We start from the raw sequence: 12,221 nt of genomic DNA, 5'->3' as shown, positions 1-12,221 counted from the left end.
ACGCGGGGCCCCTTCGTGCATCGCCGTGTCGCTCAGCCGCGCGACTCCAGCAGGCGGAGCCAGACCTCGCTGACCGTCGGGTAGGACGGCACCGCGTGCCACAGGTCCTCCATGCTCACCTTGCCGACCACGGCCACCGTCGCGGAGTGCAGCAGCTCGGCGATGTCCGTGCCGACGAACGTCGCGCCGACCAGGGTGTCGGTGGCCCGGTCGATGACGAGCTTCGCCCGGCCGGTGTACCCGTCCTCCAGGAGCGCGGCGCCGGCCACGGAGGCGATGTCGTACTCGACGGTCTCTACGTCGATCCCGGCGTCCCGCGCGGCCTGCTCGGTCGGGCCGACCGAGGCCACCTGCGGGTGGGTGAAGGTCACCTGCGGCACCTGTCCGTGATCGGCGCGGTCGGTGGTCCGCGGCCCGTCCACCGGCTTGCCGGCGGCCCGGGCGGCGATCACCGCCCCGGCGATCCGGGCCTGGTACTTGCCCATGTGGGTCAGCAGCGCGCGCCCGGTGAGATCACCGACGCCGTAGAGCCAATCGCCGCCCACCCCGACCACGCTCAGGTGGTCGTCGACGGTGACGAAACCGTGGCTGTCGGACGTGTCCACCCCGACGGTGTCCAGGCCCAGGTCACGGCTTCCCGGGGTCCGCCCGGCCGCGACGAGGAGCTCGTCCACGACGATGCTCCGCCCGCCGAAGGAGACCTCGATCTCCCCGCCGTGGATGTTCCCCTCGCCGGTGTCCTGCGGATCGCGGCGGGAGACCGCGTCCACCCGGGCGCCCAGATGCACGGTCACGCCGGACTTCCGGAACGCCTCGAGCACCAGCTCGCCGGCGAACGGCTCGTTCTTCCCCAGCAGCGTCGGGGCGCTGCCGATGACGGTCAGCTCGTCCACGCCCAGGGCGCGCAACCACGTCGTCGCCTCGCAGGCCACCACCCCGCCGCCGATGACGGCCATCCGCCGCGGCACCTGGTGGACGTTCGTCGCGTCCCGCGAGGTCCACGGCAGGGCGTCGCGCAGACCCGGCAGGTCGGGCACGGTGGCCGTGGTTCCGGTGGCCAGCACCACGGCGAGACGAGCCGTCAGCGTGCGGACGGAGCCGTCGGACGCCGTCACCGCGACCGTGCGGACCCCGGCCAGCCGGCCGCGCCCGCGCACGACGTCGATGCCGATGCCGTTGGCCCACTTCACCTGGGAGGTGTCGTCGTGCTCCGCGAAGGAATCCCGACGGGCCAGGGTGGCCCCGGCGTCCAGGGAGTGGTCGCCGACCAGGCTCTGCACCCCGGGCAGGTGCCGGGCCGTGGCCAGCACCTCGACCGGGCGCAACAGGGCCTTGCTGGGCATGCACGCCCAGTACGAACACTCCCCGCCGACCAGTTCCTGCTCGACGATGACCGCCGTGCGGTCACTGCCCTGGATCGCGTACTGGGCGGCGATCTCCCCGGGCGGACCACCGCCGATGACGATGACGTCCCAGGTGTCCTGCGTGTCGGCTGCTCCGGCCGGGGTGGCGTTGCTCATGACCCCACGGTAGGCGGACGACTCCGAGCGGCACAGGTGGGGACCGATCGGACCGGAACAGCAGTCAGCCCCCGCTCGCCGGGGCGAGACGGGGGCTGACGTGCGGTGGCCAGGGCCGGGATCGAACCGGCGACCTTCCACTTTTCAGGCGGACGCTCGTACCGACTGAGCTACCTGGCCATGAAGCGGGCCGGACCCGAGAGAACTCGGATCCGGCCCAGGTACTGCGACCCCGACGGGACTTGAACCCGCGACCTCCGCCGTGACAGGGCGGCGCGCTAACCAACTGCGCTACGGGGCCTGGTGAACCTCGTCGTGCTGGACAACCGTACCGGATGAATCCGGTCCGACTTGCCGTACCCCCAACGGGATTCGAACCCGTGCTACCGCCTTGAAAGGGCAGCGTCCTAGGCCGCTAGACGATGGGGGCTGGGCCGGTAAAACCCGCCTCCAACGGCTGGCCGTTGGGAGCTTGGAAAGCATACGGCAGGCCGTCGGTGACTTCCAAAACGATACCCGCACCCCGGCGCGGGCACGACGATCGACGGGTCCACCCACCCCTCTCCCATCGGATCGGGGGTGACGAACCGCCGGGGGTTTGCTAGCGTTCCCGGCGATAGGTCATGAGTGTCAGCGCGTAGCTCCGGCTTGCTGACCGGCAACCCTCCCCCGCGGCGGGGTGCCCCGGATGACGACCTGGCCCGGCGCGCTGCGCGTTCGGGCAAGCGCGGACCCGGCGAACACCCTGGTCCCCGGCATGAGGGACATCTCCGATGACTCTGCTCCTGGATCGCCCCGATCTGGCCGCCGCCCTGGACGCCGTCCCCGCCCTGCGCTGGACGACGCCGGCCCGGCCGGCCCCCCGCGTCGTCCGCCACCCGCACGCCCCCGGTCTCGAGCTGTCCGGCGCCGGACGCACGGTGCCGCTGGCCGGCGGCGGGCACATCGAGTACGCCAACCTGGACGCGGCCGCGTCGGCTCCCGCGCTGGCCGCGGTGGAGCGCACGGTGGCCGCCGTCGTCGAGCAGTACGCCAGCGTCCACCGGGGCGCCGGCTGGCACTCCCGGGTCTGCACCGAGCTGTACGAGGGCGCCCGGCGGCCCGTCCGGGACTTCGTCGGCGGCCGACCCACCGACGCGGTGATCTTCACCCGGAACACCACCGACTCGCTGAACCTGCTGGCCCACTGCCTGCCCGCGCGGACGACCGTGGTCGTGTTCGAGACCGAGCACCACGCCGCCCTGCTGCCCTGGGTGCATCACCACGTGATCCGCCTCCCGGCCCCGGCCTCCCCCGCCGAGGCGGTCGCCCTGGTCGACGACGCCCTGCGCCGGCGGCCCGCCGGCCCCGCCCTGCTCGTCATCACCGGCGCCTCCAACGTCACCGGTGAGCTGTGGCCCGTCGGTGAGCTGGCCGCGGTGGCCCGCTCCCGGGGGGCCCGGGTGGCCCTCGACGCCGCCCAGCTCGCGCCGCACCGCCCGTTCTCCATCACCGAACTGGGCGTGGACTACGTCGCGCTGTCCGGGCACAAGCTGTACGCGCCCTACGGCACCGGGGCGCTCGTCGGCCCGGCCGACTGGCTCGACCAGGCTGATCCGTACCTGCTGGGCGGCGGGGCCACCGCCACCGTCACCGACGACGCGGTCACCTTCAAGCCGGTCCCCGAACGGCACGAGGCCGGCACCCCGAACGTGCTGGGCGCGGTCGCCCTGGCCACCGCCTGCCACCTGCTGGCCGGAGCCGACCACGAGGCCCTGGCCACCGCCGAACACCTGCTCACCGACCGCCTGCGCGACGGCCTGTCCGCGATCCCCGGCGTCACCGTGCACACCCTCTTCGGCTCCGGCGGGTCGGGCCGCCCGGACGGCCCGGGATCGGAGGCGGACGAGGTCCCGGGCATCGGGGTGGCGACGTTCACCGTCACTGACCGGCCCGCCGCCCTGGTCGCCGCCGCCCTGTCCGCCGAGTACGGCATCGGCGTGCGGGACGGCGCCTTCTGCGCCCACCCGCTGGTGCGCCGACTGCTCGGGGCGGCCGGGTGCGCCGACTCCGGCGCCGACGGGCAGGCGGTCCGCGCGTCCATCGGCCTGGGCACCACCAGCGAGCACGTCGAGCGGCTGATCGCGGCCGTCCGCCGGATCGCCCTGCACGGTCCGCGCCTGCAGTACGTCGTGCGTGACGGACGCCCCGTCCCCGCGATCGACGACCGCGCGACCCCGGTCATCGCCCCCTGGCAGTGAGCCCGCCCGCATGACCCACGCCTGCGGCACAGGCAGACACGACGAAGCCCGGATCCGCTGCGGATCCGGGCTTCGTCGTCGGTCGGAATCGACCGGGGTCGACCAGCTGCGTCAGGTGCGGGCGTGCCGTCCGGGCGTCCCGTCCGGCGCAGTCCCGTCCGTCGACGGTGCGGCCGTCGGGCGGGCGGCGAGATCGGCGACCCGCAGCTGTCCCGGATCACCGGTGGCGGCGTGCGCGCCCCCTCCCGAGGTACCCGCGTGCACCTCCCGGGCCGTCGATCCGGCGGCCGGAGCGTCGGCCGTGGCGCCGGTCGTACTCGTCTCCGTCGTGGTGGCCAGACCGGACGGCGGCAACGTCTCGGCGGCGAGCGAGGCCTCCTCGGCACGCCGCTCGTCGATCGCCGACATGGTGCGCAGCGGGATCTCCTTGAGCGTCAGGACGAGCAGGAACGCCAGCACCATGACGATGCCGCCGACCAGGTAGACCAGATGGGTCGAGTCCACGAAGGCCTGCTTGAACGGCTCGGCCAGCAGCGGATCCACCCGACCCAGGAACGAGGAGTCGTTGTTCAGCGCGTCCTGGATGGCGGCCTGCGCCCCGGTGTCCCCCCGGCCGGCGGCCACGAGGTTGATCGCCAGCTGGTGGCTCGGGCTGGTCGGGTCGGCGACCGCGGAGGCCACGGCCTGCTGGTAGGCCGGGGCCTGGGCCAGCGTGGCGGTGGACGCGGCGATGTTGGACGGCACGGAGTTGAACAGCAGCGACAGGAACACCGCGACACCCAGGGTGCCGCCCATCTGCCGGAAGAAGGTCACCGAGGAGGTGGCCACACCGATGTCGCGAGCCGGGACGGCGTTCTGCACCGCGATGGTCAGCGTCTGCATGTTCAGGCCGAGGCCCACACCGACCATCAGGAAGTAGATGTCCAGCTGCCAGTAGGGGGTGCCGATCTTCACGGTCAGCAGCAGGAAGAACGCCGCGGCCAGCAGAGCCGTCCCGATGACCGGGAACATCTTGTACTTGCCGGTGCGGGAGGTGATCTGCCCGGAGGCGATCGAGCCGCTCATGATGCCGATCATCATCGGCAGCAGCAGCAGACCGGACGCGGTGGGCGAGGCGCCCTTGACCAGCTGCAGGTACAGCGGCAGGCAGCTCAGCGCACCGAACATGCCCACACCGACGAGCACGCCGGCGCCCAGGCCGGTGCTGAACACCCGGCTGCGGAACAGGCGCATCGGGATGAGCGCCTCGTCCTTCATGCGGAACTCGATGGCCACGAACGCGGCGATGCCCAGCACACCCAGCACCATCATCGAGATCGAGGCCGCGGAGGCCCAGCCCCAGGTCCGGCCCTGCTCGGCGACGGTCAGGATCGGCACGATGCCGACGATCAGCGCGGCGGCGCCCCACCAGTCGATGCGATGACTCTGCTTCATGTGCGGCAGGTGCAGGTTCTTCCACACGATCAACAGCGCGATGGCCCCGATCGGCACGTTGACCAGGAACACCCAGCGCCAGCCGGTGATCCACAGGATGGTGTCGGCGCCGGCGAACAGCCCGCCGACCAGCGGGCCGATCACCGAGGAGGTGCCGAAGACGGCCAGGAAGTAGCCCTGGTACTTGGCCCTCTCCCGGGGCGGCACGATGTCGGCGATGATCGCCAGCGCGAGGGAGAACAGACCACCGGCGCCCAGACCCTGGAAGGCGCGGAACGCGGCCAGCTGCGGCATCGAGGTGGCGAACGCGCAGGCGAACGACCCGACGACGAACAGCACGATCGCGGTGACGAACAGTGGCCGACGCCCGTAGATGTCGGACAGCTTCCCGTAGAGCGGGGTGCTGACCGTGGAGGTGATCAGGTAGGCGGTGGTCACCCACGCCTGCACCGACAGACCGTTGAGGTCGTCCGCGATGGTGCGGATCGAGGTGCTGACGATGGTCTGGTCGAGCGCGGCCAGGAACATGCCGGCGAGCAGACCGGCCAGGATCGTCATGATCTGCTTGTGGGTGAAGCCGGTGGGCGACTCCACCGCGGTGGCGGTGGTGCCCTTCTCGGGCGTCGTGGTGGACATCAGCGGTCTTCTTCCGTGCCGGTGGAGCGGGTGGGGGCGGCGGCGCGGGCGGCGCCGGTCAGCATCGCGACGATCTCGTCACGGTGGTCGTGCAGGTCGAGGGCGTACCGACTCATCAGCCGGAGGAGCTCGGAGCGGTCGTGCAGGCTCCAGCCGGCCAGCACGGGAGCGGTGGCCCAGCCCCGCCGGACCTCGTGCTCGGCCAGCCGGGCCCGGCCGGCGTCGGTGACGACGAGCAGCGAGGCCCGCCCGTCGTCGGGATCGGCCCGGCGTTCGAGCAGCCCGGCCTTGACCAGGGCGGCGACCTGGCGGGAGACGGTGGAGGGATCGGCGTTGATCCGGTCGGCGAGGTCACCGGCCCGCAGCGGTCCGTGCGCGGTGACCTTGCCCAGCAGGATCGACAGGTGCATCTCCCCCTCGGGGGTGTCCACCAGCCGGGCCTTGATGCCGGCGTACTGACGGACGACGGACAGGATCGCGCCGGCGATCTCCGAGTGCAGGGTGTCCTCGTCCATGGCCCCGGAACCGGCGGGGGCCGGACGGATGGAGCAGCCGCAGCTGCCGGTGGCCTCCGGCAGGGCGGTCGGGTCGACCGTCCGGTCCAGCAGGTGTTCGCTCATCAGCCCTCGTCGATAGTTGCTTGCGGCAGACATCTAGTTGCCGGGCGCAATCATCTACCCGTCGAGCCGCGCCGTCGACCAGGTTCCCTGTGACGTCGGTCTCCGGAGCCGCCCGCCCCGATCAGCACGGGGCGGGCGGACGAGTCTGCGCCGAGCTAGCCCAGTGCGGGATGCAGGTCGCGGAGGGCGAACCGCTTGCGTCGCGCCACCACCGCCACCGTGATGGCCAGCGCCAGCACGGCGAACGCGGCGAGCACCGCGACATCCCGCCAGAGGTGCTCGGCCAACCCGCCGGTGAACGCCACCCGGAGCGCGTCCACCAGATACGTCATCGGCAGGAACGGATGGATCGCCCGGAGCGGAGCGGGCAGCGTCTCGGCCGGGTAGATGCCGGCCGCGCTCGTCAGCTGCACCATGAGCAGCACCAGCGTCAGCGCCGACCCGACCACCCCCAGCGCCGTCCGCAGCAGGTGGGCGATGGCGGTGAAGCAGGCCGCGGCCAGCAGGATCACCAGGAACGTCGGCCCGACGTTGACCGGGTCCAGCCCGAGCGCCGCCCAGCACACGCCCAGCAGGATCAGGGCACCCGCGCCGCCCACCGCCAGGATCGGCAGCCAGCCGGCCATCGCCAACCGCAGCGCCGAGGCGCGGCCGACCAGGGCGCGCCCGGAGATGGGCCGCAGCACCAGGAAGGCGGTGATGCCGAACACCCACATCGCGATGGCGAAGAAGAACGGGGCCAGCCCGCGCCCGTAGTACACCGCGGCGTTGTCCACCGTGGTCTGCACGTCCACCGGCTCGGAGAGCACCTGGGCGGCGGAGTTCGACTGGTCCTCCGTCAGCGCCGGGATGCGGGCCGCGCCCTGGTTCAGCTGGTCGGCGAGCTGGGTGGCACCGGCCTGCAGCTGGGAGATGCCGTCGGTGAGCGAACCGGCCCCGGTCTGCGCGGTACCGATGCCGTCGGACAGCGACTGCGCCCCGGTCTGCAGGGTGACCAGGCCCTGGCCGAGCTGGTTCGCCCCGTCGACCAGGCCGAGCAGCCCGGAGTCCAGACTCTGCGCTCCCGAGGAGGCGGTGGACAGTCCACTGGCCAGATCGGTCGCGCCGGACGCCGCCGAGGACACCCCGGCGTCGACGTCCGCTGCCCCGTCGGCGACCGCGGCGGCCCCGGTGGCCAGCTGGTCGATCTGGGACGCGGCGGCCGACACGTCGCCGGCCACCACGCCGCCGTCCGCGTTCAGGGCGGCCACGGCCGAGTCGACCGCGGTGGCGGCGGTGGCCACGTCGGTGGTGGCGGCGTTGAGCGCCTCGATGAGCGCGGTCTTGGTGGGCCCGGCCGGCAGCTGCTGGGCCAGCGTGGCCAGCTCGGCCAACCGGCCGGTGGCCTGCCCGGAGTCGGCGTCGATCAGGTCGGCGAAGGCCGTGTTCGCGGCGGTGATCCGGGGGATGGCGGCACCGATCGCGTCCAGCACGGGGACGGCCGTCCCGGCCAACTGAGCCGTGCCGGTGGCGACCTGGTCGGCGCCGGACACCAGCCGGCCCGACCCGGTCGACAGCGTGCCCAGACCGGAGGACAGCTGCTGGGCACCGGCCTGCGCGTCGGCGACCCCGGAACTCAATTGGGCCGATCCCTGCTGCGCCGTGGTGGCTCCGGTGGCGAGCTGGGTGGCGCCGTTCTGCGCGTCGGTGAGTCCGTTCAGCAGCTGGGTGGCGCCGTCCTGCGCGGAGACCAGCCCGCCCGCCAGGTCGGACCCGCCGGTGACGGCGGTGCCGGCTCCGGACGCGAGCTGACCGGCGGCGTCCCCGGCGGCCGTGACGTCGCTGCGGATGTTCTGCAGGTTGGTGAACACCGCGTCGAAGTAGGCCCCGATGGCGGCCTTGTCGATGGCCGCGGTGAGCCGGTCCTTCACCGAGTCGGTCAGCGTGCCGATGACGTAGCCGTTGGCGTCGTCGCGGCGCAGCTGGAGCACCGCACGCTGCGGGTCGATGCCCGGGCCGCTGGCCAGGTTCCCGGAGAAGTCCGACGGGACGGTGATGACCAGGTAGTACCGACCCTGGGCCAGGCCCGTCTCGGCCTCGGACTGCTCGACGAAGTTCCAGTCGAAGATCGGGTTGTTCTGCAGCTCGGCGACGAACTGGTCACCGGCGTCGACGGTGCGCCCGTCGACCGAGACGGCCTGGTCCTGGTTGACCACCGCGACCGGCACCTTGTCCAGCCGGCCGTACGGATCCCACGTCGACCACAGGTACAGCGCGCCGTAGAGCAGCGGCACCAGCAGGACGAACACCAGGGCCAGGATCGGCAACGGGCCCTTGAACCGTCGCAGCTCGAAGCTGCCGAGCCGGAAGGCGGAGATCATCGGGCGTCCTTGCTCTCGGTACCGGTGTTCGGGGTGCCGGTGTTCGGGGTGCGGGTGGCCGGGTCGGTCCCGGCGGACGCGGCCACGGGGAAGGCGACCGGCGCGGTGGGCGGCCCGGCGGGCAGCTCGGGTCGGGCGAGCAGCTCGGTCGGCGGCTCGACGGGCGGCTCGGGGGGCGCGAACGCCGGGTCGGCCACGATCGGGCCGTCCGGGGAGGCCGGGGGCGGCGGGGCCACCGACTCCGGGGCGGCACCGGCAGCGGCGGCGGAGGACGGGTCCACGACGGGCGGGATGCTCGCGGGGGCGGCCACCGGGACGACGACCACGGCCTCGACCGGGCGGATCAGGGCGGTCCGGTCGCGGGGCGGCAGGGTGATCATCGTGGCGACGACGTTCTTCACCGGCCAGCCGTCGACGGTGGAGACCAGCACGGCCGGGCCGACGAGCGACAGCCGACTCAGCGCCTTGGCCACCCGGTGCTGGGCAGGAGCGTCGAGACCGCGGTCCAGATCGTCGAGGACGATCAGATCGCTGGGTCGGACGCAGGCCACGGCCACCGCGAGCAGGGTGGCCTCCTCCTGGGTGAGATCACGGACGAGCAGGTACTCCGGCACGGCCAGACCGAGCACCCGCGCGGCCTCGGCGTACCGGACCCGGCCGGCGGAGGTCCGGACCCCGTCGATCAGGCATCGCTCGTCCACCGACTCGGCGACGGTGAGCGACGCCTCGAGGGCGACCACGTCGCCGAGCCGGGCCACCGCCGTCAGCTGCCGGACGGCGGGTGCATCGGTAATGGCCAGCACGCCGGCCACCGCAGCGGTCCCGGCGGTGACGGCCAGCCGGCCGGTCACCGCGAGCAGCAGGCTGGACCGGCCGGAACCCTGGGGGCCGACGACGGCGGCCACGGTGGCCCGCCGCACCAGCAGCTCGACCCCCTGGAAGATCCACTGCCCGTCGGCGGCCACCCCGAGGCCGGTGGCCTGCAGGGCCGGTTCGGGCCGCGCCACCCCGACCGGGACGATCTCCACCGGGGCATCGACGGGGGCGACGAGTTCGGTCGGGGCTCCGTCGGGCGGGTCGATGCCGACCGGACCCTGCGACGGGGAGGCCAGCGGCGGCGCCTCCATGGGCGCCGACCAGGCCAGCGCGGTCGGCGGGACCGGGTCGGCGGCCTCGTGCCGCCCCGCGCGCTCGGCGGGGTCGGCCGGACCCGCGCCGTCGGGACCGTCGGTGGGTCCGGACGCCGGTGGTCCCAGGGGTGGGACACCGTCCTGCACCCCCGGGTCGGTCAGCTCGGCCTGTTCCGGGTCCGCCCGGTGCTGACCCGCCCGAGCGGCGCGCTTGCTGAACAACCCCACGGCGGTCCCCTCGTCTCTCCCCGGCAACGGTCGCCGGGCGTTCCCTGTCCTGCACCCACCCCACCGCGGACCGTCCGGGCACCGGAGCGGGGTCGGACCGCGGGCCTGCCGGTAGGCTCGGTCCGCGGCCGCTCCGGCCGTCGGGGCCTCTAGCTCAATTGGCAGAGCAGCGGACTTTTAATCCGCGGGTTGTGGGTTCGAGTCCCACGGGGCCCACCCTTCCCGACCGGGTGACCCGGTCCACCGGCGGGTCACCGCCCACTCCCCCGCCGGACCACCGGACCCACGCAGCGACATGCTGCGACTCTAGGAGTCGTTCCGTCGGGTCGGTGTGCAGGCGCGAGCGGGTGACAGGGCCCCGTGACGACGGCTCAACGCCCGGCGGACGGGAACGCCACCCGCAGCCGGACGTCCGGCCCCAGGCGGGTGACCTCGACCAGCTCGCCGTCCCGCCGGTCGGTCAGCGTGCCCGCCGCACCGCCGGCCACGGCCGGGGTCCCCGCCCCGAGCACCGTCGGCGCGAGGTAGAACAGCGCCTCGTCGACCAGCCCGGCATCGAAGAAGGACGCGGCCACCCGCGGGCCCCCCTCCACCAGGACGTGCCGCCGGCCCCGCCGGTACAGCTCGGCCAGCACGCCGGCCAGATCGAGACCCGTGTCCGTCGCGGGTGTCTCGTCCGCCGTGACGATCCAGGTGGGCGCGGCGTCGTCGCGGACCCGGGCGCCGGCCGGGGTACGCCCGGCCGAGTCCAGCACCACCCGCAGCGGCTGCCGCCCGGTGGGCCGGCCGTCGGCGCCCCGCGCGGTCAGCGCGGGATCGTCGGCGAGCACCGTGCCCACGCCGACGAGCATGGTGTCCACCTCGCCCCGCAGCCGGTGCACATCGGCCCGGGACTCCGCCGAGGTGATCCACCGGCTGGTGCCGTCCGGGGCGGCGACCCGTCCGTCCAGGGTCATGCCCGCCTTGACGGTGACGTACGGCCGCTGCCGGGCCACCGCGGTGAGCCAGACCCGGTTGACCTGCCGGGAAGCGACCACCGCCGCCGCCGCCGCCGGGTCGTCCGCACCCACCGCACTCAGGTCCACCACCTCCACGCCGGCGGCACGCAGGTGCTCGATGCCGCCCGCGGCGGGCAGGAACGGATCCCGGACAGCCACAAGCACCCGCACCACCCCGGCGGCCAGCAGGGCCGCCGAGCACGGGCCCGTCCGGCCGGTGTGGTTGCACGGCTCCAGCGTCACGACGGCGGTGGACCCCGCCGCGGCCGCACCGGCCTCGGCCAGCGCCACCACCTCGGCGTGCGGCCCGCCGGCCCGTTCGTGCCAGCCCCGGCCGACCACGCCGCCGGCCGGGTCGAGCAGCACGCACCCCACCACCGGGTTGGGCAGGGCGGTCCCGGCGCCCCGGGCGGCCAGGGCGGCCGCCTCGTCCAGTGCGGCGATCTCGACGGTGCTCACGGCGGATGTCACCGGTCCAGTCTCGACCCCCGCCCCGACACCGGACGCAGCGGCCGGGAACGGTGAAGATTCAATTACCTTGGCTCTACACTTTCGCAGGTGAGCTCCGACCCGTGGCTGTCCGCGTCCCAACAGGCGGCCTGGCGGGCGTTCCTGACCATGAGCGGCGAGCTGAACGAGCGGATCGAGCGCGATCTGCATGCCGCCGCGGGCATGCCGCACGCCTACTTCATCATCCTGGTCTCCCTGTCCGAGGCACCCGACGGATGCCTGCGGATGAACCAGCTGGCGACGGCGGCCCGCTCGTCGCAGTCCCGGTTGTCGCACGCGGTCGCCCGGCTCGAGCAGTCCGGCTGGGTGCGCCGCACCCCGGCCCCGGGTGATCGTCGCGGCCAGATCGCCGAGCTCACCCCGGCCGGCCGGGCCGAACTGGAACGCGTCGCCCCCGGGCACGCGGAGACGGTGCGCTCCATGGTGTTCGACGGCCTGGACGACGACCAGGTGGCCGAACTGCGACACATCTGCGAGATCGTCACGGCGCGGCTCACGCAGGACACCCTGCGCCCCGGCCACCGCCACTCCTGATCGACCGGCCG

Annotated in this window: 8 protein-coding genes, 4 tRNA genes and 1 riboswitch; of the genes, 3 read left to right on the top strand and 9 right to left on the bottom strand. The window is 73.7% G+C overall.

Annotated features, from left to right (window positions below):
* Positions 1-32: 32 nt before the first annotated feature.
* The 4 genes from J2S58_RS16510 to J2S58_RS16495 form a co-directional block, all read right to left on the bottom strand.
* Complete coding sequence (locus J2S58_RS16510; RefSeq protein ID WP_205256315.1) at positions 33-1,520, bottom strand: dihydrolipoyl dehydrogenase family protein; 1,488 nt, start codon at positions 1,518-1,520, stop codon at positions 33-35.
* A 106-nt stretch (positions 1,521-1,626) separates the two neighbouring features.
* Positions 1,627-1,700, bottom strand: a tRNA-Phe gene (locus J2S58_RS16505).
* Between the two features lie 47 nt (positions 1,701-1,747).
* A tRNA-Asp gene (locus J2S58_RS16500) sits at positions 1,748-1,821 on the bottom strand.
* Between the two features lie 56 nt (positions 1,822-1,877).
* Positions 1,878-1,950, bottom strand: a tRNA-Glu gene (locus J2S58_RS16495).
* 189 nt (positions 1,951-2,139) lie between these two features.
* Positions 2,140-2,254, top strand: a riboswitch (SAM riboswitch).
* Between the two features lie 39 nt (positions 2,255-2,293).
* Between J2S58_RS16495 and J2S58_RS16490 the strand changes: the two genes are divergently transcribed.
* Positions 2,294-3,760: an aminotransferase class V-fold PLP-dependent enzyme gene (locus J2S58_RS16490; protein ID WP_205256316.1), complete on the top strand. Its 1,467-nt coding sequence runs from the start codon at positions 2,294-2,296 to the stop codon at positions 3,758-3,760.
* A gap of 111 nt (positions 3,761-3,871) precedes the next feature.
* Here the strand turns inward: J2S58_RS16490 and J2S58_RS16485 are convergent, their stop codons facing one another.
* The 4 genes from J2S58_RS16485 to J2S58_RS16470 form a co-directional block, all read right to left on the bottom strand.
* Entirely contained in the window at positions 3,872-5,830 is a 1,959-nt protein-coding gene (locus J2S58_RS16485) for an MDR family MFS transporter (protein WP_205256317.1), read from the bottom strand.
* The gene (locus tag J2S58_RS16480) at positions 5,830-6,450 is read right to left on the bottom strand and encodes a MarR family winged helix-turn-helix transcriptional regulator (protein WP_205256318.1); all 621 of its coding nucleotides are present in this window, start codon (positions 6,448-6,450) and stop codon (positions 5,830-5,832) included. Before J2S58_RS16480 ends, J2S58_RS16485 begins: the two co-directional genes overlap by 1 nt.
* Before the next feature lie 155 nt (positions 6,451-6,605).
* On the bottom strand, positions 6,606-8,810 hold the full coding sequence (locus J2S58_RS16475) for a YhgE/Pip domain-containing protein (protein WP_205256319.1): 2,205 nt from the start codon (positions 8,808-8,810) through the stop codon (positions 6,606-6,608).
* Positions 8,807-10,168 carry an ATP-binding cassette domain-containing protein gene (locus J2S58_RS16470; RefSeq protein ID WP_205256320.1) on the bottom strand — a complete coding sequence of 454 codons (1,362 nt, stop codon included), beginning with the start codon at positions 10,166-10,168 and terminating at the stop codon, positions 8,807-8,809. The genes J2S58_RS16475 and J2S58_RS16470 overlap by 4 nt, the downstream gene beginning before the upstream one ends.
* Before the next feature lie 143 nt (positions 10,169-10,311).
* Between J2S58_RS16470 and J2S58_RS16465 the strand changes: the two genes are divergently transcribed.
* Positions 10,312-10,384: transfer RNA gene (locus J2S58_RS16465), tRNA-Lys, on the top strand.
* Positions 10,385-10,539: 155 nt separating this feature from the next.
* Here J2S58_RS16465 and ribD read toward each other — a convergent pair.
* Complete coding sequence (gene ribD, locus J2S58_RS16460) at positions 10,540-11,625, bottom strand: bifunctional diaminohydroxyphosphoribosylaminopyrimidine deaminase/5-amino-6-(5-phosphoribosylamino)uracil reductase RibD (RefSeq protein WP_370881878.1); 1,086 nt, start codon at positions 11,623-11,625, stop codon at positions 10,540-10,542.
* A gap of 99 nt (positions 11,626-11,724) precedes the next feature.
* Between ribD and J2S58_RS16455 the strand changes: the two genes are divergently transcribed.
* Positions 11,725-12,210, top strand: a complete 486-nt coding sequence (locus J2S58_RS16455) for a MarR family winged helix-turn-helix transcriptional regulator (protein ID WP_205256322.1) — start codon at positions 11,725-11,727, stop codon at positions 12,208-12,210.
* Positions 12,211-12,221: the final 11 nt, after the last annotated feature.

Source organism: Nakamurella flavida, assembly GCF_030811475.1.
In the GTDB taxonomy this organism is placed as follows: Bacteria; Actinomycetota; Actinomycetes; order Mycobacteriales; family Nakamurellaceae; genus Nakamurella; species Nakamurella flavida.
The sequence above is the reverse complement of the archived record's forward strand: the minus strand, read 5'-3'. Positions and strand labels throughout refer to the sequence as shown.

Coding starts and splice junctions, on each gene's coding strand:
- J2S58_RS16475 (WP_205256319.1), bottom strand. CDS start 8,810: ATGATCTCCGCCTTCCGGCTCGGCAGCTTCGAGCTGCGACGGTTCAAG.
- J2S58_RS16480 (WP_205256318.1), bottom strand. CDS start 6,450: ATGAGCGAACACCTGCTGGACCGGACGGTCGACCCGACCGCCCTGCCG.
- J2S58_RS16485 (WP_205256317.1), bottom strand. CDS start 5,830: ATGTCCACCACGACGCCCGAGAAGGGCACCACCGCCACCGCGGTGGAG.
- J2S58_RS16490 (WP_205256316.1), top strand. CDS start 2,294: ATGACTCTGCTCCTGGATCGCCCCGATCTGGCCGCCGCCCTGGACGCC.
- J2S58_RS16510 (WP_205256315.1), bottom strand. CDS start 1,520: ATGAGCAACGCCACCCCGGCCGGAGCAGCCGACACGCAGGACACCTGG.